This window comes from Sporosarcina thermotolerans, from assembly GCF_042658975.1.
Classification (GTDB): Bacteria; Bacillota; Bacilli; order Bacillales_A; family Planococcaceae; genus Sporosarcina; species Sporosarcina thermotolerans.
Genome location: NZ_JBHSRM010000029.1, coordinates 56,803 through 82,865, shown reverse-complemented (window position 1 = coordinate 82,865; position 26,063 = coordinate 56,803). Strand labels below are relative to the sequence as shown.

At 43.8% G+C, this 26,063-nt stretch carries 34 protein-coding genes; all 34 read right to left on the bottom strand.

Features of this window, described 5'->3' with window-relative positions; translation table 11 throughout:
* Positions 1-17 precede the first annotated feature (17 nt).
* Entirely contained in the window at positions 18-131 is a 114-nt protein-coding gene (gene rpmJ / locus ACFPZG_RS18295) for a 50S ribosomal protein L36 (protein ID WP_076758849.1), read from the bottom strand.
* Positions 132-172: 41 nt separating this feature from the next.
* Positions 173-391: a translation initiation factor IF-1 gene (infA, locus tag ACFPZG_RS18290; RefSeq protein WP_060203457.1), complete on the bottom strand. Its 219-nt coding sequence runs from the start codon at positions 389-391 to the stop codon at positions 173-175.
* Positions 391-822, bottom strand: a complete 432-nt coding sequence (locus ACFPZG_RS18285) for a hypothetical protein (protein ID WP_317940538.1) — start codon at positions 820-822, stop codon at positions 391-393. The genes infA and ACFPZG_RS18285 overlap by 1 nt, the downstream gene beginning before the upstream one ends.
* Positions 819-1,472 (bottom strand): adenylate kinase, encoded by a 654-nt coding sequence (locus ACFPZG_RS18280; RefSeq protein ID WP_283733658.1) that lies wholly within the window; start codon positions 1,470-1,472, stop codon positions 819-821. The genes ACFPZG_RS18285 and ACFPZG_RS18280 overlap by 4 nt, the downstream gene beginning before the upstream one ends.
* A gap of 54 nt (positions 1,473-1,526) precedes the next feature.
* The gene (gene secY, locus ACFPZG_RS18275) at positions 1,527-2,819 is read right to left on the bottom strand and encodes a preprotein translocase subunit SecY (protein WP_317940537.1); all 1,293 of its coding nucleotides are present in this window, start codon (positions 2,817-2,819) and stop codon (positions 1,527-1,529) included.
* Positions 2,819-3,259: a 50S ribosomal protein L15 gene (gene rplO / locus ACFPZG_RS18270; RefSeq protein ID WP_283733657.1), complete on the bottom strand. Its 441-nt coding sequence runs from the start codon at positions 3,257-3,259 to the stop codon at positions 2,819-2,821. Before rplO ends, secY begins: the two co-directional genes overlap by 1 nt.
* Before the next feature lie 33 nt (positions 3,260-3,292).
* Positions 3,293-3,475, bottom strand: coding sequence for a 50S ribosomal protein L30 (gene rpmD / locus ACFPZG_RS18265; protein ID WP_060203446.1), 183 nt, complete (start codon positions 3,473-3,475; stop codon positions 3,293-3,295).
* A 13-nt stretch (positions 3,476-3,488) separates the two neighbouring features.
* Positions 3,489-3,989, bottom strand: coding sequence for a 30S ribosomal protein S5 (gene rpsE / locus ACFPZG_RS18260; RefSeq protein ID WP_317940536.1), 501 nt, complete (start codon positions 3,987-3,989; stop codon positions 3,489-3,491).
* A gap of 22 nt (positions 3,990-4,011) precedes the next feature.
* On the bottom strand, positions 4,012-4,374 hold the full coding sequence (gene rplR / locus ACFPZG_RS18255; protein WP_283733655.1) for a 50S ribosomal protein L18: 363 nt from the start codon (positions 4,372-4,374) through the stop codon (positions 4,012-4,014).
* Between the two features lie 34 nt (positions 4,375-4,408).
* Positions 4,409-4,948: a 50S ribosomal protein L6 gene (gene rplF / locus ACFPZG_RS18250; protein ID WP_283733654.1), complete on the bottom strand. Its 540-nt coding sequence runs from the start codon at positions 4,946-4,948 to the stop codon at positions 4,409-4,411.
* Positions 4,949-4,978: 30 nt separating this feature from the next.
* Positions 4,979-5,377, bottom strand: a complete 399-nt coding sequence (gene rpsH, locus ACFPZG_RS18245) for a 30S ribosomal protein S8 (RefSeq protein ID WP_283733653.1) — start codon at positions 5,375-5,377, stop codon at positions 4,979-4,981.
* 29 nt (positions 5,378-5,406) lie between these two features.
* Entirely contained in the window at positions 5,407-5,592 is a 186-nt protein-coding gene (rpsN, locus tag ACFPZG_RS18240) for a 30S ribosomal protein S14 (protein ID WP_066366377.1), read from the bottom strand.
* A gap of 19 nt (positions 5,593-5,611) precedes the next feature.
* Positions 5,612-6,151: a 50S ribosomal protein L5 gene (gene rplE, locus ACFPZG_RS18235; protein WP_283733652.1), complete on the bottom strand. Its 540-nt coding sequence runs from the start codon at positions 6,149-6,151 to the stop codon at positions 5,612-5,614.
* Between the two features lie 26 nt (positions 6,152-6,177).
* Positions 6,178-6,489 (bottom strand): 50S ribosomal protein L24, encoded by a 312-nt coding sequence (rplX, locus tag ACFPZG_RS18230; protein ID WP_283733651.1) that lies wholly within the window; start codon positions 6,487-6,489, stop codon positions 6,178-6,180.
* A gap of 35 nt (positions 6,490-6,524) precedes the next feature.
* On the bottom strand, positions 6,525-6,893 hold the full coding sequence (gene rplN, locus ACFPZG_RS18225; RefSeq protein ID WP_251695511.1) for a 50S ribosomal protein L14: 369 nt from the start codon (positions 6,891-6,893) through the stop codon (positions 6,525-6,527).
* Between the two features lie 39 nt (positions 6,894-6,932).
* Entirely contained in the window at positions 6,933-7,196 is a 264-nt protein-coding gene (gene rpsQ, locus ACFPZG_RS18220; protein WP_283733650.1) for a 30S ribosomal protein S17, read from the bottom strand.
* A gap of 17 nt (positions 7,197-7,213) precedes the next feature.
* Positions 7,214-7,414: a 50S ribosomal protein L29 gene (rpmC, locus tag ACFPZG_RS18215; RefSeq protein WP_025783856.1), complete on the bottom strand. Its 201-nt coding sequence runs from the start codon at positions 7,412-7,414 to the stop codon at positions 7,214-7,216.
* Positions 7,404-7,838, bottom strand: a complete 435-nt coding sequence (rplP, locus tag ACFPZG_RS18210) for a 50S ribosomal protein L16 (protein ID WP_283733649.1) — start codon at positions 7,836-7,838, stop codon at positions 7,404-7,406. Before rplP ends, rpmC begins: the two co-directional genes overlap by 11 nt.
* 2 nt (positions 7,839-7,840) lie before the next feature.
* A complete protein-coding gene (gene rpsC, locus ACFPZG_RS18205) occupies positions 7,841-8,497 on the bottom strand; it encodes a 30S ribosomal protein S3 (RefSeq protein ID WP_283733648.1) in 657 nt (218 codons plus the stop codon).
* A 3-nt stretch (positions 8,498-8,500) separates the two neighbouring features.
* Positions 8,501-8,845, bottom strand: coding sequence for a 50S ribosomal protein L22 (gene rplV / locus ACFPZG_RS18200; protein WP_283733647.1), 345 nt, complete (start codon positions 8,843-8,845; stop codon positions 8,501-8,503).
* 19 nt (positions 8,846-8,864) lie between these two features.
* Positions 8,865-9,143 carry a 30S ribosomal protein S19 gene (gene rpsS / locus ACFPZG_RS18195; protein ID WP_147057454.1) on the bottom strand — a complete coding sequence of 93 codons (279 nt, stop codon included), beginning with the start codon at positions 9,141-9,143 and terminating at the stop codon, positions 8,865-8,867.
* A 63-nt stretch (positions 9,144-9,206) separates the two neighbouring features.
* Positions 9,207-10,037, bottom strand: coding sequence for a 50S ribosomal protein L2 (gene rplB, locus ACFPZG_RS18190; RefSeq protein WP_283733646.1), 831 nt, complete (start codon positions 10,035-10,037; stop codon positions 9,207-9,209).
* Between the two features lie 32 nt (positions 10,038-10,069).
* On the bottom strand, positions 10,070-10,354 hold the full coding sequence (rplW, locus tag ACFPZG_RS18185; protein WP_283733645.1) for a 50S ribosomal protein L23: 285 nt from the start codon (positions 10,352-10,354) through the stop codon (positions 10,070-10,072).
* The gene (gene rplD, locus ACFPZG_RS18180) at positions 10,354-10,977 is read right to left on the bottom strand and encodes a 50S ribosomal protein L4 (protein WP_283733644.1); all 624 of its coding nucleotides are present in this window, start codon (positions 10,975-10,977) and stop codon (positions 10,354-10,356) included. The genes rplW and rplD overlap by 1 nt, the downstream gene beginning before the upstream one ends.
* 25 nt (positions 10,978-11,002) lie before the next feature.
* Positions 11,003-11,632, bottom strand: a complete 630-nt coding sequence (gene rplC / locus ACFPZG_RS18175) for a 50S ribosomal protein L3 (protein WP_283733643.1) — start codon at positions 11,630-11,632, stop codon at positions 11,003-11,005.
* A 38-nt stretch (positions 11,633-11,670) separates the two neighbouring features.
* Complete coding sequence (rpsJ, locus tag ACFPZG_RS18170) at positions 11,671-11,979, bottom strand: 30S ribosomal protein S10 (protein WP_060203412.1); 309 nt, start codon at positions 11,977-11,979, stop codon at positions 11,671-11,673.
* A gap of 1,035 nt (positions 11,980-13,014) precedes the next feature.
* The gene (gene tuf, locus ACFPZG_RS18165; protein WP_283733642.1) at positions 13,015-14,202 is read right to left on the bottom strand and encodes an elongation factor Tu; all 1,188 of its coding nucleotides are present in this window, start codon (positions 14,200-14,202) and stop codon (positions 13,015-13,017) included.
* A gap of 123 nt (positions 14,203-14,325) precedes the next feature.
* Positions 14,326-16,404 (bottom strand): elongation factor G, encoded by a 2,079-nt coding sequence (gene fusA, locus ACFPZG_RS18160; protein ID WP_317940535.1) that lies wholly within the window; start codon positions 16,402-16,404, stop codon positions 14,326-14,328.
* A 151-nt stretch (positions 16,405-16,555) separates the two neighbouring features.
* Positions 16,556-17,026 (bottom strand): 30S ribosomal protein S7, encoded by a 471-nt coding sequence (rpsG, locus tag ACFPZG_RS18155; RefSeq protein WP_283733641.1) that lies wholly within the window; start codon positions 17,024-17,026, stop codon positions 16,556-16,558.
* Positions 17,027-17,061: 35 nt separating this feature from the next.
* Positions 17,062-17,484 carry a 30S ribosomal protein S12 gene (gene rpsL / locus ACFPZG_RS18150; protein ID WP_239430270.1) on the bottom strand — a complete coding sequence of 141 codons (423 nt, stop codon included), beginning with the start codon at positions 17,482-17,484 and terminating at the stop codon, positions 17,062-17,064.
* A 104-nt stretch (positions 17,485-17,588) separates the two neighbouring features.
* Positions 17,589-17,837, bottom strand: coding sequence for a 50S ribosomal protein L7ae-like protein (locus tag ACFPZG_RS18145; protein ID WP_283733640.1), 249 nt, complete (start codon positions 17,835-17,837; stop codon positions 17,589-17,591).
* 123 nt (positions 17,838-17,960) lie between these two features.
* Complete coding sequence (gene rpoC / locus ACFPZG_RS18140; RefSeq protein ID WP_317940534.1) at positions 17,961-21,554, bottom strand: DNA-directed RNA polymerase subunit beta'; 3,594 nt, start codon at positions 21,552-21,554, stop codon at positions 17,961-17,963.
* A 121-nt stretch (positions 21,555-21,675) separates the two neighbouring features.
* Positions 21,676-25,209 (bottom strand): DNA-directed RNA polymerase subunit beta, encoded by a 3,534-nt coding sequence (rpoB, locus tag ACFPZG_RS18135; RefSeq protein WP_317940533.1) that lies wholly within the window; start codon positions 25,207-25,209, stop codon positions 21,676-21,678.
* Between the two features lie 206 nt (positions 25,210-25,415).
* Positions 25,416-26,039, bottom strand: coding sequence for a class I SAM-dependent methyltransferase (locus ACFPZG_RS18130; RefSeq protein ID WP_283733639.1), 624 nt, complete (start codon positions 26,037-26,039; stop codon positions 25,416-25,418).
* Between the last annotated feature and the right edge of the window lie 24 nt (positions 26,040-26,063).

Genomic DNA, 26,063 nt, shown 5'->3' with positions numbered 1-26,063 from the left:
GTGCACCTCCCTTTGTATTAGCCTTGTCTTTGTTTATGTTTTGGATTTTCACAGATTACCATTACTCGGCCGCGTCTGCGAATAACTTTACATTTTTCACAGATCGGTTTTACAGATGGCCTTACTTTCATCTTACCCAACCTCCTTCAATATTCCGGAGTTGCAAAAGTTATTATTTGAAACGGTATGTGATACGACCGCGTGTTAAATCATAAGGTGAGAGTTCCATCGTCACTTTGTCACCAGGCAGGATACGGATAAAGTGCATGCGGATCTTGCCTGAAACATGTGCAAGAATCGTATGACCATTTTCCAACTCTACCTTGAACATTGCGTTCGGCAACGTTTCGACTACGGTACCTTCAACTTCAATTACGTCGTCCTTCGCCATCAATCCTGTCTCCCTTCTATATCCAATAAAGGTTTTAACCATCGAGCGGCAGCAGTCGCCTTCAAAGCTTCCTTCAACATATGTCCGGATTGCATGAGTGATGTTCGAAAGACGTCTGTCACACTTCGTTTCCCGTAAGTCAGTCCCCGACTTTTGTTGTGGAAAATCGTATTGGAATAGACACAAACGACGGATTTGCCGTTGGTTCTATCCATACTGGCTACACAGTTTCGGACACCAAATACATTATACCCACTGAAGTTGGCATGTGCATTAATGACGACCCGAAACAGTGCCACTTGTGGATTATCACCAGTTCCTATACCGGGCACCATATGCTTTTGCAGCTCGTTAATTATACGCTCTTTCCGTGCAATAAGAGAAGTCTGCCCGCAATATGGCGTGCATGAATTGCGTCCGGAAAGGATCACTGAGCACTTTCTTGTAAGATAGCGTCCAGATCTTTGAAAACATCAATGATGTCTTTTTGTCCATCTATGTTCGTCAGCACGCCTTTGTTGTCGTAAAACGCCAAGAGCGGTGCTGTTTGATTCATATTTACTTCCAGACGGTTCGTGACAGTTTCCGGATTGTCATCCGCTCGCTGATAAAGTTCCCCGCCATCCTTATCACAGATGCCCTCAACCTTTGGTGGGTTGAACTGCAAATGGTAGGATGTGCCGCATACTTTGCAAATTCTGCGACCGGTCAATCTTGCAATAAGTTCATCTTTTTCTACTTTAATGTTAAGAACATGTTCAATTTTCCTATCCATCTCCAAAAGCAATGCATCGAGTGCTTCTGCTTGAGGAACTGTACGAGGAAAACCATCAAGTAGGAATCCGTTATCGCAATCGGATTTGCTTAAACGTTCACGAACAATGCCAATTGTAACCTCATCAGGAACAAGTGCACCCTGATCCATGAACGATTTTGCTTTGACTCCAAGTTCCGTGCCTTCCGAAATCGCAGCACGGAACATATCGCCTGTAGAAATATGAGGGATTTCGTACTTTTCGACAATTTTATCTGCTTGTGTGCCTTTACCAGCACCCGGCAGACCCATTAATACGATATTCATACGTCTTGCCCTCCATCCTTACTCATAATAGAGGTTGCCCGCCTATTATGAATATTATTTCATAAACCCTTTGTAATGCCTTTTCACAAGTTGTGATTCAAGTTGTTTCATTGTTTCAAGGGCAACCCCTACGACGATGAGCAAGCTTGTTCCGCCAATTTGAAGCGACTGTGGAAGATTCGCTAAATTGATGAAGAAAATCGGCATGATTGCAACGACAGCAAGGAAAATCGAGCCGACGAATGTCAATCTATACAAAGTGCTTGTTAAATATTTTTGTGTATTTTGTCCTGGACGAATGCCCGGGATATAGGCGCCCTGCTTTTTCAGATTATCTGCCATATTCTCTGGATTCACCTGGATGAAAGCATAGAAATATGTGAAAGCAAGGATCAATGCTACATAAAGAATCATTCCAACCGGTTCATTATAATCGAACGTTCTTGTAATGAAATTTGTCACACTGTTTTCGCCGAAGAATGTAGCTATTTGCTGAGGAGTGATGAAAAACGCCACAGCAAAGATTACCGGAATTACCCCTGCAGCATTCAATTTCAATGGCAAGTGAGTTTGTTGTCCAGCCGTTGTTTGACCACGGCCAGTCGTACGTTTTGCATACTGAATTGGTATTTTACGGAGTGCTTCTTGTACATAAACAACCCCAACAATGACTGCAACAATGACAATCAATAATAATACCATCGTAGCAATTCGAATGAACAAAGCGTCACCCGCATCTTGAATTTGTGATGCATACAATTGGTTTACTGCGTTTGGAATAGCTGAAACGATACCTGCGAAGATGATAATGGAAATACCATTCCCAACTCCTTTTGCAGTAATCTGCTCACCAAGCCAAAGCAGGAATGATGTACCGGCTGTCAAGACAATCGCAATTACCACGTATGTGGAGATTCCTTCGTCTTTTATCAAAGTACCGCCAAACATTTGGTTAAACCCGAATGACATGGCAATCGCTTGGATAAATGCTAGGATAACTGTGAAATATCTTGTGAATTGTGCAAGCTTCCGTCTTCCAACGTCCCCTTGCTTAGACCACTCACTGAATTTCGGAACGACATCCATCTGCAATAATTGCACAATAATGGAAGCGGTGATGTAAGGCATGATCCCCATCGCGAAGATGGAGAACTGCTGTAACGCTCCACCGCCAAATGTGTTAAGTAATCCAATGAATTGGTTGTTTGTTTGTTGCAAAGCAGTTGCATCAACGTTCGGGACAGGAATGAATGCTCCCAGTCTGAATACGATGAGCACCAATAGTGTGAAAATGATTTTAGACCTGATATCTCTAACGCGCATAAAGTTGGAGATTGTCTGAAACATTAAATCACCTCAGTTTGCCCGCCCGCTTTCTCGATGGCTTCCTTAGCAGAAGCAGAGAATTTATGAGCTTTGACAGTAATCTTTTTCTCAAGAGTCCCATTTCCAAGAATCTTAATTCCTGATTTTTCATTGCTCACGATTCCAGTTTCAATTAGCAATTCAGGCGTAACTTCGGTACCTTCGTCAAAACGATTAAGTACGTCTAAATTCACGATTGCATATTCTTTACGATTAATATTCGTAAATCCACGCTTCGGAAGTCTTTGGAATAGTGGAATTTGACCACCTTCAAATCCAAGACGAACGCCACCGCCCGAACGAGCGTTTTGTCCTTTATGACCTTTACCGGAAGTTTTACCTGTACCGGAACCGATTCCACGACCAATGCGTTTACGTGCTTTACGTGCGCCTTCAGCTGGCTTCATATCGTGTAATTTCATTTTATCGGCACCTCCTTATTTCGAAAATGTGCATTATTGTTCTTTAACAGTGACTAAGTGGCTTACTTTGTTGATCATGCCACGAATCGCTACATTGTCTTGATGTTCAACCGTCTGATTTAACTTACGCAGACCGAGAGCTTCAACTGTTTTACGTTGTGCCGGCTTCGCGCCGATTACACTTTTCGTAAGGGTGATTTCAAGTTTGTTTGCCATTGTGTTTCCCCCCTTAACCTAACAGTTCTTCAACGGATTTGCCGCGCAATCTAGCAACTTCGTCAGCGCGTTTCAAATTCTTTAACCCTTCAATTGTTGCACGTACCATGTTAATCGGTGTGCTTGATCCTAAGGATTTTGAAAGGATATCCGTGATTCCTGCAAGTTCAAGTACCGCACGTACCGGTCCACCAGCGATAACTCCTGTACCAGGTGCTGCTGGTTTGATGAGGATTTGCCCTGCACCAAAACGTCCAATAATTTCGTGCGGAGTCGTTCCTTTAACCATTGGCACTTCGATTAAGTTCTTCTTCGCATCTTCAATAGCTTTACGGATTGCATCCGGAACTTCCTGTGCTTTACCAGTTCCGAAGCCAACGCGTCCGTTTTTATCGCCGACAACGACAAGTGCTGTAAAGCGGAAACGACGTCCACCTTTAACAACTTTCGCTACACGGTTGATCGTAACTACGCGTTCTTCGAATTCACTTCTATTTTGATCATTACGACGCATGAAATATGTCCCTCCTTCTTAATTAAAATTCCAGTCCATTTTCGCGTGCTGCGTCCGCAAGAGCTTTCACACGGCCGTGGAATAGGTATCCGCCACGGTCGAAAACAACCGATTTGACATCTTTTTCAACGGCTTTCTTCGCGATCAACTCGCCGACTTTAGCTGCTGCTTCGGCATTCGCCTTAGAGTCCAATTCGAACCCTTTATCCATAGTGGAAGCACTAGCAATCGTTACGCCGTTTAAATCATCGATTAGTTGTGCGTAGATATGTTTGTTTGAACGATATACATTCAAGCGTGGACGCGCTGCGGATCCGCTGATTTTCGTACGCACACGTGCGTGACGCTTTTTACGGACAGCGTTCTTATCTTGTTTCGTGATCATCGTGGTCACTCCTTCCGAATGCCTTTACGCGGCATTATTTACCTGTTTTTCCTTCTTTACGACGGATAATTTCGCCTTCGTACTTAATACCTTTACCTTTGTACGGTTCAGGTGGGCGTACTTTACGGATATTCGACGCAAGTGCACCAACACGTTCTTTGTTGATACCGCGAACGATGATTTTCGTGTTAGCAGGAACTTCTACTTCAATTCCTTCTTCCGGTGTGAACTCAACCGGATGAGAGTATCCAACGTTCAATACTAGTTTAGTACCTTGAAGTTGAGCACGGTACCCAACCCCAACTAATTCTAGTGTGCGTTCGAATCCTTTAGAAACACCTGTTACCATGTTATCCAATAGAGAACGTGTAGTTCCGTGGATTGAACGGTGTTGTTTCGATTCAGTTGGGCGAGTCAAAGTGATGACATTGCCTTCTTGTTCGATTTTAATATCAGTATTAAATGTATTTGTAAGTTCGCCTTTTGGACCTTTAACAGTAACGAAGTTGTTTTCAGAAACAGTTACAGTCACGTTTTCAGGTACCTCGATTGGGCGTTTACCAATTCGGGACATCCTATTGCACCTCCATTCAATTGTTACAGATTACCAAACGTAAGCTACTACTTCTCCGCCTACTTGTTTTGCACGTGCTTCCTTATCAGTAAGGAGACCGTTTGACGTGGATACGAGGGCGATACCAAGGCCATTCAAAACTTTAGGTACTTCGTTCGTTTTTGCATAAACGCGAAGACCAGGTTTTGAGATACGCTTAAGACCAGTGATAACACGCTCATTATTTTGACCATATTTAAGGAAAATGCGGATAATGCCTTGTTTGCTATCTTCCACAAATTCAACATCGCGAACGAAACCTTCACGCTTTAGGATTTCAGCGATTTCTTTTTTCATGTTTGAAGCAGGTACCTCAAGCTTCTCGTGGCGAACCATGTTCGCGTTACGGATGCGTGTAAGCATGTCTGCAATCGGATCACTCATTGTCATTACATTAACCTCCTTCCCAAGTTAGGGGATTACCAGCTTGCTTTTTTAACGCCAGGAATTTGTCCCTTATATGCGAGTTCTCGGAAACAAATACGGCAAAGTTTGAATTTGCGATATACGGAGTGCGGACGCCCACAGCGCTCGCAACGTGTATACTCTTGAACTTTGAACTTTGGCGTACGTTTCTGTTTAACGATCATTGACTTCTTAGCCACGTTTTCGCCTCCCTTTAGTTTACTTTTGGAACGGCATGCCGAACTGCGTTAATAACTCACGTGCTTCTTCATCGGAGTTAGCAGTCGTAACGATGACGATATCCATTCCTCGTACTTTAGATACTTTATCGTAGTCAATTTCAGGGAAAATAATCTGTTCCTTCACACCTAATGTGTAGTTTCCACGACCGTCGAATGCTTTCTTCGAAACACCTCGGAAGTCACGAACACGTGGAAGTGAAATTGAGATCAGCTTGTCCAGGAATTCATACATACGCTCACCACGTAGTGTTACTTTTGCTCCAATCGGCATTCCTTCACGAAGACGGAATCCAGCGATTGATTTCTTCGCTTTTGTAACAACTGGCTTTTGACCGGAAATAGTAGCAAGATCTTCTACTGCCGCGTCAAGCGCTTTAGAGTTTTGAACAGCATCACCAACACCCATATTGATGACGATTTTATCTACTTTTGGTACTTGCATTACTGAAGTATATTCAAACTTGCTCATAAGAGCAGGTGTGATTTCTTTTGAAAACTTATCTTTTAATCGGCTCATCAGTTGGACCTCCTTTCATCCATTACTCATTTATCCAGTGCTTCACCGGATTTTTTTGCAATACGAACCTTTTTGCCATCTTCGATTTTATAACCTACGCGAGTTGGCTCGCCTGTTTTAGGATCGATTAGCATGACGTTGGATACATGAATAGCTGCTTCTTGGCTGATAATTCCGCCTTGAGGATTAACTTGGTTCGGTTTCGTATGTTTCTTTACGATGTTAACACCTTCTACAAGCACACGATCCTTCTTAGGGAAAGCAGCTAAGATAACTCCGGTCTTACCTTTGTCTTTTCCGGTGATGACCATAACTTTATCGCCTTTTTTAACGTGCATTTTATCGCACCTCCTTGATTGGCACTGTCATGTGATTAAAGAACTTCTGGAGCGAGTGAAATAATTTTCATAAAGTTGCTGTCGCGAAGTTCGCGTGCAACTGGTCCGAAAATACGAGTTCCACGTGGGCTCTTGTCATCACGGATGATAACACATGCGTTTTCGTCGAACGTAATGTAGGAGCCATCTTTACGGCGCACTCCGCTCTTCGTACGAACGATAACAGCCTTAACGACGTCACCTTTCTTGACAACGCCACCAGGTGTTGCTTTTTTCACTGTTACAACAACGACGTCACCGATATTTGCAGTTTTACGACCTGTTCCACCAAGTACTTTAATTGTTAGAACTTCACGTGCACCTGAGTTATCGGCAACTTTCATACGGCTTTCTTGTTGAATCATTGAGGCTACCTCCTCTCGGAATTTACTTTCCGAACGATATTAGATGATGACCGCTTTTTCGATTACTTCGATGAGGCGGAAACGTTTTGTTGCTGATAGTGGACGAGTTTCCATTATACGTACAACATCGCCGATTTTCGCTTCATTTAGTTCGTCATGGGCCTTGAATTTCTTAGAATACTTTACACGTTTGCCGTATAAAGAGTGCTTTTTATGTGTCTCTACCATTACGGTAACCGTTTTATCCATTTTGTCGGATACAACACGGCCTGTATATACTTTGCGCTGGTTACGCTCAGTCATGGCTGCAACCTCCTTCATCAGTTATTTGCACTGATCTCTCTTTGACGTATTACAGTTTTCATGCGCGCAATCGATTTGCGAACTTCACGGATGCGTGCAGTGTTTTCTAATTGTCCTGTCGCTAATTGGAAGCGAAGGTTGAAAAGCTCTTCTTTCAGTGATTTCACTTTTTGCTCGATTTCTGCAGTTGTTAAGTCACGGATTTCATTAGCTTTCATTAGACTCACCACCAATTTCTTCACGTTTTACAAACTTGCTCTTTACAGGCAGTTTGTGAGATGCGAGGCGAAGTGCTTCACGTGCAACTTCTTCTGACACACCTGCGATTTCAAACATTACACGACCTGGTTTTACTACTGCTACCCAGCCTTCTACAGCACCTTTACCGGAACCCATCCGGACTTCAAGAGGCTTTTTCGTATATGACTTATGTGGGAAGATATTGATCCAAACTTTACCGCCACGTTTCATGTAACGTGTCATTGCGATACGAGCAGATTCGATTTGGCGGTTTGTAATCCAAGCTGATTCAGTTGATTGTAAACCGAATTGACCAAACTGTACAGATGCTCCGCCTTTTGTAGTTCCGCGCATTTTACCACGGAATACACGACGATATTTAACGCGTTTAGGCATTAACATAATTAGTTGCCTCCTTCCTCAGAGTTCTTCTTCACTGGAAGGACTTCTCCCCGGTAAATCCATACTTTAACGCCGAGCTTACCATAAGTTGTGTCAGCTTCTGCGTGTGCATAGTCGATATCTGCACGTAATGTATGAAGAGGTACAGTTCCTTCACTATAGTGTTCCGCACGAGCGATGTCAGCACCGCCAAGACGTCCGGATACTTGTGTTTTGATACCTTTTGCACCAGAACGAATAGTGCGTTGAATTGCTTGTTTTTGTGCGCGACGGAAAGATACACGGCTTTCAAGTTGACGTGCGATTGATTCTGCAACCAATTTCGCGTCAAGATCAGCACGCTTGATTTCCACGATGTTGATGTGTACACGTTTGCCAGTAATATCGTTAAGTGATTTACGAAGTGCTTCGACTTCAGAACCGCCTTTACCGATAACCATACCAGGCTTCGCAGTGTGAATTGTAATGTTTACACGCTTTGCGGCACGCTCAATTTCCACTTTGGAAACTGCTGCGTCTACTAAGCGCTTTTCGACGAATTCACGGATTTTCAAGTCTTCGTGTAAAAGATTCGCATAGTCTTTTTCTGCATACCATTTCGAATCCCAGTCACGGATGATTCCAACCCGTAAACCATTAGGATGTACTTTTTGACCCACGAATTACCCCTCCTTCTTTTCGGATACCACTACAGTGATGTGGCTAGTACGTTTGTTGATCGCACTTGCACGACCTTGTGCACGTGGACGGAAACGTTTCATTGTTGGACCCTCATCAACGAATACTTCGTTAACGATTAGGTTCTCAACATCCATTTCATAGTTGTGTTCAGCATTTGCAATTGCTGATTTCAAAACTTTTTCTACAACCGGAGATGCCGCTTTTGGCGTCAGGCGTAGAATCGCGACAGCTTCACCGATTTTCTTGCCCCGGATAAGATCAACGACCAAACGGACTTTGCGAGGAGCAATACGGACTGTGCGGGCAGTAGCTTTTGCTTGTTGCATCAGAATAACCTCCTCTCAATTAGCGTCTAGTTTTCTTATCGTCAGCGCCATGACCTTTATATGTGCGCGTAGGTACGAACTCACCTAGTTTGTGACCAACCATATCTTCAGTCACATAAACTGGTACGTGTTTACGTCCGTCGTATACAGCAATCGTCAAACCGATAAATGACGGGAAGATTGTAGAACGGCGAGACCAAGTTTTAATGACCTGCTTTTTTTGTGCATCTTTTTGAGCGTCGACCTTTTTCAAAAGATGATCATCTGCGAAAGGTCCTTTTTTCAAGCTGCGGCCCATGTCGGATCCTCCTTCCGTGATGACTGTGCTACGGTCCATTCATAGAACCGCAGTGTCATCACATTATTTTTTACGGCGACGAACGATAAGTTTGTCGGATTTGTTGTTTTTCTTACGAGTTTTGTAACCAAGAGCTGGTTTACCCCAAGGTGTAACTGGGCTCGGACGACCGATTGGTGTACGTCCTTCACCACCACCGTGTGGGTGATCGTTAGGGTTCATTACAGATCCACGTACTGTCGGACGTTTGCCCATCCAGCGTGAACGACCTGCTTTACCGATTTTGATCAATTCGTGTTGCTCGTTACCAACTTGACCGATAGTAGCGCGGCAAGTAGAAAGGATCATACGAACTTCACCAGATTGTAGACGGATGATGACATATTTGCCTTCACGTCCAAGTAGTTGTGCAGATGTACCTGCAGAACGTACTAATTGGCCGCCTTTACCAGGTTTCAATTCGATGTTATGGATAGTGGAACCCATAGGAATATTTTCGAGTGGAAGTGAGTTCCCTACTCTAATATCCGCTTCTGGACCTGACATTACTGTCATTCCAACTTCCAAACCTTTTGGAGCAAGGATATAACGTTTTTCCCCATCAGCATAGTTGATTAGGGCAATGTTAGCAGAACGGTTTGGATCGTATTCGATCGTAGCAACGCGTCCTGGTATGCCATCTTTCCGACGTTGGAAGTCGATGACACGGTATTGGCGCTTGTGGCCTCCACCTTGGTGACGAACAGTCATCCTACCTTGGTTGTTACGTCCGCCTTTACGCTTAACTGGTTCAAGCAATGATTTTTCCGGCTTATCTGTAGTGATCTCAGAGAAGTCTGAAGAAGTCATATTACGACGTCCGTTGGAGGTAGGTTTGAATTTCTTAATCGCCATTTGTGTTCCCTCCTTCGTTAATTATAAATAAATTAGATTTCGAATAGTTCGATGTCTTTTGAGTCTGCAGTCAATGTTACAATCGCTTTACGGCGCTTGTTTGTGTATCCTGCATGTTTGCCCATACGTTTGAACTTACCTTTGTAGTTCTGAACGTTGACTTTTTCCACTTTAACTCCGAAAACTTCTTCGACAGCTTGCTTCACATGTGTTTTGTTAGCGCGAGTGTCAACTTCGAAAGTGTACTTTTTGTATTCCATTTGTTCTGAAGAACGCTCGGTAATGACCGGACGTTTTAGTACATCACGTGCTTCCATTAACCAAGCACCTCCTCAATTTTTTGAACTGCATCTTTAGTGATGACAAGTTGGTCATGACCGATTAGGTCAAGAACATTGATGCCGTTTGCTGTAACAACACTGATTCCAGGGATGTTACGAGCGGACAATGCTACCGCTTCATCAAGGTCAGCTGTTACGAACAATGCTTTTTTCTCGATTGAAAGATCTTTAAGAACTTTAGTGAATTCTTTTGTCTTAGGTGCATCGAATGTTAGGCCATCCAATACGATGATTTCTTCATCGCGAACTTTCGTAGAAAGTGCAGATAGAAGAGCCAAACGACGGACTTTCTTAGGAAGCTTATAGCTGTAGCTTCTTTGAGATGGTCCGAATACGATACCGCCTCCACGCCATTGTGGTGAACGGATTGAACCTTGACGAGCACGACCAGTTCCTTTTTGGCGCCATGGTTTACGGCCACCACCAGCAACTTCCGCGCGAGTTTTCACTTTATGGTTACCTTGGCGCAACGACGCACGTTGTTGAACCAAAGCTTCGAAAAGGACTGCTTCATTTGGTACGATACCGAAGATTGATTCGTTCAATTCGATTTCGCCAACTGAAGATCCTGTTTGACTTAGTACGGATACTTTAGGCATTTTTGTTTCCTCCTTCCTTTAAGAATTACTTCCCTTTGATTGCACTTTTCACTGTTACAAGTGATTTGCGCGCTCCTGGAATGTTACCTTTTACTAATAGCAAGTTACGCTCAGCGTCAACTCGTACAATTTCAAGGTTTTGGATCGTAATTGTGTCTCCACCAGTACGTCCTGGTAATTTCTTACCTTTGAATACGCGTTGTCCGTCAACCGCACCTAATGAACCTGGTGCACGGTGGAAACGGGAACCGTGACTCATAGGTCCGCGTGAGTAACCGTGGCGTTTAATAACACCTTGGAACCCTTTACCTTTTGATACTCCTGTAATGTCGACGATATCGCCTTCTGCGAATGTATCGACTTTGACTTCCTGACCAACTTCATACCCAGCTACATCTACTCCGCGGAATTCGCGAATGAAGCGCTTAGGTGCCGTTTCAGCTTTTGCAACGTGGCCTTTTTCAGGTTTGTTTGCAAGCTTCTCACGTTTGTCGTCGAATCCAAGCTGGATTGCTTCGTAGCCGTCAGTTTCTGTAGTTTTCTTTTGAAGAACTACGTTTGGAGCAGCTTCAATCACAGTTACTGGAATAAGATCGCCGTTTTCAGCAAAAATTTGCGTCATGCCGACTTTTCTCCCTAAGATTCCTTTGGTCATTTGTCACACCTCCTGAATTAATAGTTTTATTTTATCGATTAAAGTTTGATTTCAATGTCAACGCCAGATGGTAAATCAAGTTTCATCAATGCATCGACAGTTTGTGGTGTCGGATTGACGATATCAATTAGACGTTTATGCGTACGCATTTCGAACTGCTCGCGCGAATCTTTGTACTTATGTACCGCACGAAGAACTGTATAAACAGATCTTTCAGTTGGAAGAGGTATCGGACCTGATACGCTTGCACCTGAACGTTTTGCTGTTTCTACAATCTTTTCAGCTGACTGATCAAGAATTCTGTGATCATATGCTTTTAAACGAATACGAATCTTCTGTTTTGCCATTATTTTCCCTCCTTTTCGCCTATTTTCTAGACATTCTCCACGGAAATTTCCCACACACATGCCATGGCAAAGCGGCCGGGTGTGTCGGCAACCTCCCGCTTCATCGCAGTCAAAGACCAACATTCAACATTATACACAATGAAATAGATTCCCGCAACCCTTTTCGCGAAATTCTTTTCACCGGCTTTATTATTATAATGGGATGATAGCTATATTTCAACTATTAGAGAGAAAAAATACGAGGAAACATGAATAAATAAATATAATGACGATTTAGAAGACTTTATGCTTTCAGGGAGGAACGGGAACGAATTGCTTTATAGTGTTATGGGAAGTCTTTATGCTTTACTGAGAAGTCACGGTATCTTTATGAGAACTCTTTGCGCTTCAATTAGGACTCACGACGACTTTACGAGAACTCTTTGCTTGCACTTTCAATTGCGGCTACCCTATGGGAACTCTGATCGCTTTTATGGGAAGTCGCGGAATTTCTATGGGAGCTCTTCCTGCTTCTATGGGAAGTCGCAGCATTTCTATGGGAACTCTTCCTGCTTCTACGGGAAGTCGCAGCATTTCTATGGGAACTCTTCCTGCTTCTACGGGAAGTCGCAGCATTTCTACGGGAACTCTTCCTGCTTCTACGGGAAGTCGCAGCATTTCTATGGGAACTCTTCCTGCTTCTACGGGAAATCGCAGCATTTCTATGGGAACTCTTCCTGCTTCTACGGGAAGTCGCAGCATTTCTATGGGAACTCTTCCTGCTTCTATGGCTTGAGGCGAATGCGAATTGGTGGATCTAATTTTAAGACTCAAGCAACCTCGCAATTATCAAAAACCTAGTCACACTTGGCAAAATGTATATCCTACTCTATAGAAAGTTTCTCTTCAAGCACGGTTAGTCTGTCCGTAAACTTGAAAAGTTTCAACGCATCACGTCGTTTTCCCCCAAAATTGCAGAAATGTCACCATATCCCCCACAAGACAGAAACTATCCCAATAAAAAAAATCCCGCACGAATGCGGGATTTTAAAGTTATTATTTAAGAAGTGTTGCTACAACGCCAGCGCCTACTGTACGGCCGCCTTCACGGATTGAGAATTTAGTACCTTCTTCAATCGCGATTGGAGCGATCAATTCAACAGTCATTTCAACGTTGTCGCCAGGCATAACCATTTCTACGCCTTCTGGAAGAGAGATGATTCCAGTTACGTCAGTTGTACGGAAGTAGAACTGTGGGCGGTAGTTAGAGAAGAATGGAGTATGACGTCCACCTTCTTCTTTTGATAGAACATAAACTTCTGATTTGAAGCTTGTGTGTGGTGTGATTGTACCTGGTTTAGCAAGTACTTGACCACGTTCGATGTCTTCACGAGCTACCCCACGAAGAAGTGCACCGATGTTGTCGCCAGCTTCTGCATAGTCAAGAAGCTTACGGAACATTTCAACACCTGTTACAGTAGTTGATTTTGGCTCTTCAGTCAAACCGATGATGTCTACAACGTCACCGACTTTAACTACTCCACGCTCAACACGTCCAGTAGCAACAGTTCCACGGCCAGTGATTGAGAATACGTCCTCAACAGGCATCATGAATGGTTTTTCAGTATCACGTGGTGGTGTTGGGATATATTCGTCAACTGCGTTCATAAGTTCAACGATTTTTTCTTCCCACTCAGCTTCACCTTCAAGAGCTTTTAGAGCAGAACCTTTGATGACAGGAATGTCGTCGCCAGGGAACTCGTACTCAGAAAGAAGGTCACGGATTTCCATTTCAACTAGTTCAAGAAGTTCTTCGTCGTCAACCATGTCACATTTGTTCATGAATACAACAAGGTAAGGAACACCTACTTGACGAGAAAGAAGGATGTGCTCACGAGTTTGTGGCATTGGGCCATCAGCTGCAGATACAACTAGGATACCGCCGTCCATTTGAGCAGCACCAGTGATCATGTTTTTAACGTAGTCAGCGTGACCTGGGCAGTCAACGTGCGCGTAGTGACGTTTGTCAGTTTCGTACTCGATGTGTGAAGTATTGATCGTGATTCCACGCTCTTTTTCTTCTGGAGCGTTATCTACGTCAGCGTAAGATTTCGCTTCCCCACCCATTTTCTTTGAAAGAACTGTTGCGATTGCAGCAGTCAAAGTTGTTTTACCATGGTCAACGTGTCCGATTGTACCAACGTTAGCATGCTCCTTGGAGCGGTCGAATTTTGCTTTAGCCATTGTGGAATTCCTCCTTAAAAATATGAATGTTTTATTATTTATAGGTATGGAAGCCAAGGAGAAATCCCCTCAACTACCCATATCTTACAAGTAATCAATGAAGTAAACAAGGATGAATTTTAATTATTCACCTTTATTTTTCTTAATGACTTCTTCTGCAATTGATTTCGGAACATCTTCATAGTGATCGAATGTCATAGAGAATACTCCGCGACCTTGTGTATTCGAACGAAGTGAAGTTGCGTAACCGAACATTTCTGCAAGTGGAACCATAGCACGGACAACTTGTGCGTTACCGCGTGCATCCATACCTTCTACGCGACCACGGCGTGATGTGATATCACCCATGATGTCTCCCATGTACTCTTCAGGAATAATGACTTCTACTTTCATCATTGGCTCAAGAAGTACAGGGTTACATTTCGCAGCGGCATTTTTAAGTGCCATCGAAGCGGCAATCTTGAACGCCATCTCGTTGGAGTCAACGTCATGGTAAGAACCGTCAAATAGACGAGCCTTCACGTCGATCAACGGATAACCTGCAATAACACCATTGTTCAATGAATCACGAACTCCTGCTTCAACGGATCCGATGTATTCACGAGGAACAACACCACCGACGACAGCATTAATGAATTCGAAACCTTTTCCTTCTTCGTTTGGTGAGAACTCGATCCAAACGTGACCGTATTGACCACGACCACCAGATTGGCGGACGAACTTACCTTCAACTTCCGCAGCGCTGCGGAATGTTTCACGATAAGATACTTGTGGTGCACCTACGTTAGCGTCAACTTTAAACTCACGACGGAGACGGTCAACGATGATATCAAGGTGAAGTTCACCCATACCAGCGATGATGACTTCGCCTGTTTCTTGGTCAGTGTGCGCGCGGAAAGTTGGGTCTTCTTCTTGCAATTTCGCAAGAGCGTTACCCATTTTGTCTTGGTCGCCTTTTGTTTTCGGTTCAATTGCAACCGAGATAACTGGCTCAGGGAAATCCATGGATTCAAGAATGATTGGAGCTTTGTCGTCACAAAGCGTATCACCTGTTCCAGTGTCTTTCAAACCAACAGCAGCTGCGATTTCACCAGCGTGTACTTCACTGATTTCTTCACGGCTGTTCGCGTGCATTTGAAGGATACGTCCTACACGTTCACGCTTGCCCTTCGAAGTGTTCTGTACATATGAACCTGATTGAAGGACTCCGGAATATACACGGAAGAATGTAAGCTTACCAACGTAAGGGTCAGTCATAACTTTAAATGCAAGAGCTGAGAATGGCTCTTCATCGCTGGAATGACGTTCTTCTTCTTCCTCAGTGTCCGGGTTGATACCTGTCATTGCTGCAATATCAAGTGGTGATGGCAAGTAGTCGACGACAGCGTCAAGTACAAGCTGAACACCTTTGTTTTTAAATGCAGTACCACAAACAACTGGGTAGAATTCTACCGCAAGAGTCGCTTTACGGATTGCAGTTTTGATTTCCTGAACTGTAAGTTCTTCTCCACCGAGGTATTTTTCCATAAGTTCTTCATCGAAATCAACAACAGCTTCGATTAATTTCTCACGGTACTCTTCAGCTTGGGCACGATATTCTTCAGGAATTTCCTCGACAGATGTATCTGTTCCAAGGTCATTACCATACAATGTAGCTTTCATCTCGACTAAGTCGATGATTCCGCTAAATGAATCTTCAGCACCGATCGGCAATTGGATCGGATGTGCGTTAGCTTGAAGACGGTCCTGAAGTGTACCTATAGAGTAAAGGAAATCAGCACCAGTCTTGTCCATCTTGTTGACGAATACAAGACGAGGTACGCCATAAGTAGTAGCTTGACGCCAAACTGTTTCAGTTTGTGGCTCAACACCTGATTGAGCATCAAGAACTGTTACAGCCCCATCAAGAACACGTAGGGAACGTTCTACTTCAACTGTGAAGTCCACGTGACCTGGTGTGTCAATGATGTTTACACGATGGCCTTTCCAAGCAGCTGTTGTAGCAGCAGATGTGATCGTGATTCCACGCTCTTGCTCCTGCTCCATCCAGTCCATTTGAGAAGCACCTTCGTGAGTTTCTCCGATTTTGTGAATCTTACCTGTGTAAAAAAGGATCCGCTCAGTCGTCGTTGTTTTACCAGCATCGATGTGAGCCATGATACCAATGTTACGAGTATTCTCTAAGGAGAACTCTCTAGCCATTTTGTATATCTCCTTCCGATTCGGATTAAGGTGACAATCAATCGCGCGCCGGCAATTGCCGGTGCCTTTTATCATTATTCAGCAGGAACTCAAACATCTGTTTAAGAAGACGTTGAGATTCTTTTGCTGAATAAAGATAAATTTTTCGATCTTACCAACGATAGTGAGCGAATGCTTTGTTGGCTTCAGCCATTTTATGCATTTCTTCACGACGTTTTACAGATGCACCTGTGTTGTTGGACGCGTCAAGGATTTCATTCGCAAGACGTTCCTCCATTGTTTTCTCACCGCGTGTACGGGAGTAGTTCACAAGGTAACGCAATCCGAGAGTTGTACGACGTTCAGGACGAACTTCAACCGGAACTTGATAGTTTGCTCCACCGACACGGCGAGCACGTACTTCAAGTACTGGCATAACGTTGTTCAATGCTGCTTCAAAAACTTCTAAAGGATCTTTACCAGAACGTTCCTTAACAAGTTCGAACGCACCATAGAGGATTTTTTGTGATGTACCTTTTTTTCCGTCAACCATCATTTTGTTGACAAGACGTGTTACAAGCTTCGAATTGTAAATCGGATCCGGTAATACGTCACGTTTTGCAACAGGACCTTTACGAGGCATATTGTTTTCCTCCTTTCGAAATAATCATTTCGTTATTAGTTTTTCTTTTCTTTTGGTCTTTTCGCACCGTATTGTGAACGGCTTTGCATACGGCCAGTAACACCAGCAGTATCAAGTGCACCACGAACGATATGGTAACGAACACCCGGTAAGTCTTTTACACGTCCTCCACGGATTAGAACAACGCTGTGCTCTTGAAGGTTGTGACCTTCACCAGGGATATATGCGTTAACTTCCAAAGTGTTTGTCAAACGTACACGCGCATATTTACGAAGAGCCGAGTTCGGTTTCTTCGGAGTCATTGTACCCACACGAGTACAAACACCTCTTTTTTGTGGCGAGTTGACGTTAGTCATAGACTTTTTGAAGCTGTTATAGCTTTTACCAAGTGCTGGTGCCTTAGAAGTGTCCGACTTCGATTTACGAGGTTTACGGACTAATTGGTTAATTGTAGGCATCGGATTTTCCTCCTTTCACTGTGCTTTTAGTAAGACCACACATCCAGGTGGTTCATTTTTGGGGTAAAAACAAAGTCTTTGTGTTTTAGTCAACACAAAAACCATTATACAGTAATTGCGACAACAGCTGCACCGACTTGAATGCCGCATGCACGACCGAGCTTTTCCCTCGAATCGACATAGCTGACTTTGATGCCGCGGGTTGTCGTTTCTCCAATTACAGGAGCAACTAACCGTTCATCAGCATCTTCGGCAATGAAAACTTCTTTCACTACACCTGATTTTATCGCTTTCACTGTTTGCTTTGTACCGATGATTGTCTTCTTTGCCTGTTCTACTTTTTCGTAAGACATTCGTGCATCCTCCAAAGTACAGACATTCAACTATCAACCTTTTGTATATTACCACTTACAAGAAGCCATGTCAACAAATAAAAATGGGGAGAGGACTTTTCTCTCCCCAGTACATTTCATTACTTATTCCGCTGTTACTGCTTTTACACCTTCAACCTTCTCCATTTGGATTTGGCGATAGCGCTGCATACCAGTTCCAGCTGGTACAAGTTTACCGATGATGACATTCTCTTTCAATCCAAGCAATTCATCCGTTTTTCCTTTAATTGCTGCATCAGTCAAGACACGAGTTGTTTCTTGGAAGGATGCTGCAGATAGGAATGATTCCGTCTCAAGCGAAGCCTTCGTGATACCAAGAATAACCGGGCGTGATGTCGCTGGTACTTTTCCGCTCTTCAGAACTTTTGCATTCGCATCCGAGAATTGGTGGATGTCAAGCAATGAACCAGGGAGAAGATCCGTGTCTCCAGCTTCGATGACACGCACTTTGCGAAGCATTTGGCGAACCATAACTTCAACGTGCTTATCACCGATTTCAACACCTTGCATACGATATACTTTTTGAACTTCTTTAAGAAGATATTCTTGTACAGTAGCGACGTCTTTTACAACAATCAACTCTTTTGGATCGATAGAACCTTCTGTTATAGTGTCCCCTCGATCAATCGAGTCACCGACTTGCACTTTCAATCGGGCATTGTATGGAGCAAGATACTTACGTGTCTCCACATCCCCTTGAATTGTGATTTCCTTCTGGCCTTCGCGAATTTCATCAATCTCAGTCACTTGACCTTTGATTTCAGAGATGACCGCTTGCCCTTTAGGATTTCGCGCTTCAAAGATTTCCTGAATACGTGGAAGACCGGACGTGATATCATCCCCGGCAACTCCCCCTGTATGGAATGTACGCATCGTAAGCTGTGTTCCTGGTTCTCCGATGGATTGTGCAGCAATGATACCGACTGCTTCACCGACTTCGACCGCTTCACCCGTTGCAAGGTTGATACCGTAACATTTCTTACAAACTCCGTGTTTCGCATTACATGTAAATGCAGAACGAATAGTAACTGTTTCGATTCCAGCTTCGATAATTGCAGCACCTAAATCCGCTGTGATAAGGCCATCCTTCGGCACAATCACTTCACCTGTTTCAGGATGACGGATTGTTTTCTTAGTGTGACGACCTTCGATACGCTCATCCAATGTTTCGATGACTTCTGAACCTTCCGTAAGTGCGCTGATTTCCAGACCGCGGTCAGTTCCGCAATCATCTTCACGGACGATGACATCCTGCGCAACGTCAACAAGACGACGAGTCAAGTAACCGGAGTCAGCTGTTTTCAACGCAGTATCCGCAAGACCTTTACGGGCACCATGCGTAGAAATGAAGTACTCAAGAACTGTTAGACCTTCACGGAATGATGATTTAATCGGCAATTCGATAATACGACCAGCCGGGTTCGCCATCAATCCACGCATACCAGCAAGTTGCGTGAAGTTGGACGCGTTACCACGGGCACCTGAGTCACTCATCATGTAGATCGGGTTCGTGTTTTCAAGTGAGTCCATTAGTTTATCTTGAATAATATCTTTCGCATTACTCCAATAGGAAATAACGCGGTCATAGCGCTCTTCTTCTGTGATAAGTCCACGACGGAATTGCTGCATGACTTTATCTACTTTACTTTGAGCGTCTTCTAAAATTTCATGTTTGTTCGGCAATACGACGATATCAGAAATACCGACTGTAATACCTGCTCGAGTCGAATATTTGAAACCAAGGTTTTTCATTCGGTCAAGCATTCTTGAAGTTTCCGTAATGTGGAACTTCTTAAAGATTTCCGCAATGATATTACCAAGAATCTTCTTACGGAATGGAAGGACTAATTCCGCATTTTGGATATGCTCTTTTACATTCACAGTCCCACTAATGAAATACTTATCCGGCGTCTCAGTTTGCAAGTTATCATTCGTCGGTTCATTAATGTACGGGAACGATTCAGGAAGAATTTCGTTGAAGATAAGCTTCCCTACCGTTGTTAATAAAAGCTTGCGGTTTTGTTCCTCAGTGAAAGTCGGGTTATTCAACGAGCTTGCCTGGATGGCAATTCTTGTATGAAGATGAACATGACCTGTTTGATAAGCGATCAATGCTTCGTTCATACTGCTAAAAATCGCCCCTTCACCTACAGAGCCCGCCCTTTCAAGTGTAAGGTAATAGTTACCCAATACCATATCTTGAGATGGAGTAACTACAGGTTTACCGTCTTTAGGGTTCAAGATATTTTGTGCAGCGAGCATTAGTAGACGCGCCTCTGCTTGTGCTTCAGCTGAAAGTGGAACGTGAACAGCCATTTGGTCACCGTCAAAGTCGGCGTTATATGCTGTACAAACGAGCGGATGAAGCTGGATGGCACGACCTTCCACCAACATAGGCTCGAACGCTTGAATTCCAAGTCTATGAAGAGTAGGGGCGCGGTTAAGTAATACCGGATGCTCCCTAATAACGTCTTCGAGGACATCCCATACTTCAGAATGCAAACGTTCAATCTTACGTTTTGCACTCTTGATATTATGTGCAAGTCCGCGTTCAACTAGTTCCTTCATGACGAATGGCTTGAATAATTCAATGGCCATTTCCTTCGGAAGACCACATTGATACATTTTTAAATTAGGACCAACAACAATAACCGAACGGCCAGAATAGTCGACCCGTTTACCCAATAGGTTTTGACGGAAGCGCCCTTGCTTCCCTTTCAACATATGGGAGAGGGATTTCAACGGACGATTCCCAGGACCCGTTACCGGACGTCCACGTCTTCCGTTATCTACGAGCGCATCGACAGCTTCCTGCAACATACGTTTTTCGTTCTGCACGATGATGCCAGGTGCGCCAAGGTCAAGTAGACGCTTCAATCGGTTGTTCCGGTTAATAACCCTTCGGTAAAGGTCATTCAGGTCGGATGTTGCGAAACGACCACCATCCAATTGCACCATTGGACGTAGTTCTGGAGGAATAACCGGTAGCACTTCAAGAACCATCCATTCAGGGCGGTTTCCTGAGTTACGGAAAGACTCGACAACTTCAAGGCGTCTGATTGCACGTGTGCGTCGTTGGCCTTGAACAGTCTTCAACTCTTCCTTCAGCATTTCCGTTTCTTTATCCAAATCAATTGCTCTTAGTAGTTGTTCGATTGCTTCTGCACCCATCAACGCTTGGAATTTAGAACCATACTTTTCACGATATAGTCTATATTCTTTTTCTGAAAGAAGTTGCTTTCTTTCAAGTGGTGTATCTGCAGGGTCAACAACAACATAAGATGCGAAATAAATGATTTCTTCCAATGCACGAGGCGTCATATCTAAAATAAGACCCATTCTGCTTGGAATGCCTTTGAAATACCAAATATGCGTTACTGGTGCTGCAAGCTCGATATGCCCCATACGTTCACGGCGCACTTTTTGACGAGTTACTTCGACTCCGCATCGATCACAGACGACGCCTTTGTAGCGTACACGTTTATATTTTCCACAATGGCATTCCCAGTCCTTTGTAGGTCCGAAAATCCTTTCACAGAACAAACCGTCCTTTTCAGGCTTCAATGTACGATAGTTGATCGTTTCAGGTTTTTTCACTTCACCATAAGACCAAGAACGAATTTTATCCGGTGAAGCAAGGCCGATTTTCATATACTCAAAATTGTTTACATCTATCAAGGAGCCTACCTCCCTCTTATCTTATCTCCACGATGGATCCTCATCACTATCATTGTCGTTTAAAAAACAGGAGAGCATTGTTGGTGCTCCCCTATCCATTTGTACTCACTTTATCGTTACATCAAACTGTTTGATCTTCAGTCATAAGATTCAATGCGTCTGTTGGTTGCATATCATCGTCATCATCAAGATCACGCATTTCAATTTCCTCGAATTCTTCAGTCAACATTTTCACGTCCAACCCAAGGCTCTGAAGTTCTTTGATCAATACCTTGAACGATTCAGGAACCCCTGGTTGAGGAACGCTTTGACCTTTGACAATCGCTTCGTAAGTTTTCACACGTCCTACGACGTCATCAGACTTGACTGTAAGGATTTCCTGCAATGTATAAGCGGCACCATATGCTTCAAGCGCCCACACTTCCATCTCCCCGAAACGTTGTCCTCCGAATTGAGCTTTACCTCCAAGCGGCTGTTGCGTTACAAGTGAGTAAGGTCCTGTAGAACGTGCGTGTAGCTTATCATCGACCATGTGGGCAAGTTTGATCAAGTACATGACACCTACGGATACCCGGCTATCAAATGTTTCACCCGAGCGACCATCGTACAGAATCGTCTTACCATCACGGTCCATTCCTGCTTCTTCCATTGTTGACCAGACGTCTTCTTCGTTCGCACCGTCAAATACCGGTGAAGCCATATGAACGCCTAAATTCCGAGCAGCCATACCCAAATGCAATTCAAGTACCTGTCCGATGTTCATACGAGATGGAACACCTTGCGGATTCAACATGACATCAACAGGAGTACCGTCAGGAAGATAAGGCATATCTGATTCCGGTAAGATACGAGAAATAACCCCTTTATTACCATGTCGACCAGCCATCTTATCCCCAACTGAAATCTTACGTTTCTGTACGATATACGCACGGACAAGTTGGTTTACGCCAGGTGGCAATTCGTCACCGTCTTCACGGTTGAACACTTTCACATCAAGGACAATTCCGCCAGCGCCATGAGGAACACGTAATGATGTATCCCGTACCTCGCGTGCTTTTTCACCGAAGATAGCATGAAGAAGTCTTTCTTCAGCTGTTAGTTCAGTAACTCCTTTTGGTGTCACCTTGCCTACAAGGATATCTCCATCGCGAACTTCTGCCCCGATACGAATGATACCGCGGTCATCAAGGTTTCTAAGAGCTTCTTCCCCGACATTCGGAATATCCCTTGTGATTTCTTCAGGTCCAAGTTTCGTGTCGCGCGCTTCTGATTCATACTCTTCGATGTGAATTGATGTGAATACATCATCTTTCACAAGACGCTCACTCATGATGATGGCATCCTCGTAGTTATATCCATCCCATGTCATAAAGGCAACAAGAACGTTACGACCAAGCGCAAGCTCCCCTTGTTCCATCGAAGAACCATCCGCTATAATATCACGTGGTTTTACACGATCTCCGACACTGACGATCGGACGTTGGTTATAGCAAGTTCCTTGGTTGGAACGGATAAAATTCTCAAGCTTGTATATAGTAAGGTCACCTTTAACTTCTTTACCATCCACCGTTTCGATGCGGCGGACACGGATTTCTCTCGCTTCTACATGCTCGACAATTCCGTGGAATTTCGCAAGAACAGCAGCACCTGAATCACGCGCAGATACATGTTCCATTCCAGTTCCAACGAATGGAGCTTCAGGGTTCAACAATGGTACCGCTTGACGTTGCATGTTCGCACCCATCAAGGCACGGTTGGAGTCATCGTTTTCAAGGAATGGAATACATGCTGTCGCAGCAGATACGACTTGTTTTGGAGATACATCCATATAGTCGATCTGTTCGCGTTTGAATACCGTGTTGTCACCTTGGAAACGTCCGACCACTTCTTCATTGACATATGAACCATCATCGTTAAGTGGAGCATTCGCTTGAGCAACGACATAGTTATCTTCCATGTCAGCTGTCAAGTAGTCGATTCGAGCAGTGACGCGTCCGGTTTCAGGATCAACCTTACGATAAGGAGTTTCAATGAAACCAAATTTATTTACTCTCGCAAATGTCGATAGGGAGTTGATCAAACCAATGTTTGGACCCTCAGGAGTTTCAATCGGACACATGCGTCCATAGTGGGAGTAGTGAACGTCACGCACTTCCATACCTGCACGTTCCCTTGTCAATCCACCCGGTCCTAAAGCAGACAATCTACGCTTGTGCGTCAATTCCGCAAGAGGGTTCGTCTGATCCATGAATTGTGAGAGCTGTGAACTTCCGAAAAACTCTTTAATCGATGCGATTACCGGTCTGATATTGATTAATTGTTGTGGCACGATAGATTGAGTGTCATTAATGGACATACGTTCTTTAACAACGCGTTCCATACGGGACAATCCAATCCGGAATTGGTTTTGAAGCAATTCACCTACAGAACGAAGACGACGATTTCCAAGATGATCGATGTCATCCGTATTTCCTACCCCATGCAACAAGTTGAAGAAGTAGCTTATGGATGCGACGATATCTGCTGGCGTTACATGCTTCACCGATTCATCAATGTTTGCATTGGAGATTACATTGATCACTTGCTTCTCTTCGCTTTTAGGAGCGTAGATTTTAATTGTTTGGATCGTGATGTCTTCTTCAAGAACACCGCCAACATGTGAGATTTCTTGAATCCCAACTCCCTTTTCAAGGTGTGGTAGTAGGCGGTCCAATGTTCTACGGTCAATCAGCTGATCCTTCTCAACTAAAATTTCGCCTGTTTCAGGGTCAACAAGTGTTTCTGCAATCGTTTGGTTGAAAAGACGGTTTTGTAAATGTAACTTTTTGTTCATCTTGTACCGACCAACATTGGCCAAGTCATATCTTTTCGGGTCGAAGAAACGTGAGAATAACAAGCTTCTTGCACTATCCAACGTTGGTGGCTCACCAGGACGTAGGCGTTCATAGATTTCAAGCAAAGCTTTTTCGGAGTTCTCCGTGTTATCCTTTTCAAGTGTGTTAAGTAAGTATTCATTCTCACCGATTAAGTCGATGATTTCCTGATCTGTAGAGAATCCAAGTGCACGTAAAAGAACAGTTATCGGCAATTTTCTGGTGCGGTCAATTCGGACATGAACGACATCTTTAGCATCCGTTTCATATTCCAACCAAGCACCCCGGTTAGGAATTACAGTAGCTGCAAATCCTCGCTTTCCATTCTTGTCCGTCTTGTCATTGTAGTAGACACTAGGGGATCGAACGAGTTGGGATACGATAACCCTTTCCGCTCCATTAATAATGAAAGTTCCGTTTTCCGTCATAAGCGGGAAATCTCCCATGAAAACGTCCTGTTCTTTCACTTCTTCTGTTTCCTTGTTATGCAAGCGCACTTTTACACGTAGCGGTGCCGCGTACGTTACATCGCGCTCTTTTGATTCATCAACAGGGTATTTCGGTTCACCAAGTTGATAATCAATGAATTCCAACGAAAGATTACCTGTGAAATCTTGGATAGGCGAAATATCACGGAACATTTCCCGTAATCCTTCTTCCAAGAACCACTCATAAGATGCCGTCTGGATTTCAATTAAATTCGGCAGCTCGAGAACTTCATTGATCCGCGCGAAACTTCTGCGCTGACGGTGTTGACCATACTGAACTAAATGACCTGTCAACTATTTCACCCCTCAAAACAATATTAGTCTTTGCGAAATCATAAAAATGGTGTATGATATCGAAAAACAAAAAGAAAACGAGTTCCGGCAAGAGCTCATTTTCGGTTTCACAATCTTTTATCCATTGCCAGTATGCCTTAGATTTCCAAAACTTATGCAAAAGGGCACACGAACGCATTATATTATTTATGCATTTTACAATACTATCACAAGAGGCCAGTCGCGTCAACACTTTTTCGAGATTTCAATATAAAATAGCCCTTTTTCTTCTCCACCGTTTCCACGTTACCGAAAAGCTCCATCAAATGAGCAATTGTCGATGGGGCACCCTGCTTCTTCTGGATGACAACCCATAACTCTCCTCCAGCCGTCAGTTTGGAAAATGCACCGTCGTATATCTTAAATACCGTCTCTTTTCCTGCCCGGATGGGTGGGTTCGTCAAAACTGCAGCGAAACCATCCTTGCTCACTGCAGACAATGCGTCACTTGGGTAAATCTCCACATTTTTTATGCCATTCAAAACTGCATTGTCTTTCGCCAGCGCCATTGCCCGCTCATTCACATCGACCATATGGATATTCCGATCCGGAAAAGATGCGGCAATCGACAAACCAATTGGACCATACCCACAACCTACGTCTAACAGACTTCCTTCCGTCTCAGGTACGATGAAGGTTTCCGCTAACAAACGCGAGCCGAAATCCAACTCACCCTTACTAAACACACCAGCATCAGTCTTAAAACGTAATCTATGGTCACGAATTGTAACCTGCCATTCTTTAGGATCACTTTTCACTGTGGGATTTTTAGAATAATAATGATCAGACATACAAATCCTCCCTTCCACTGAAAG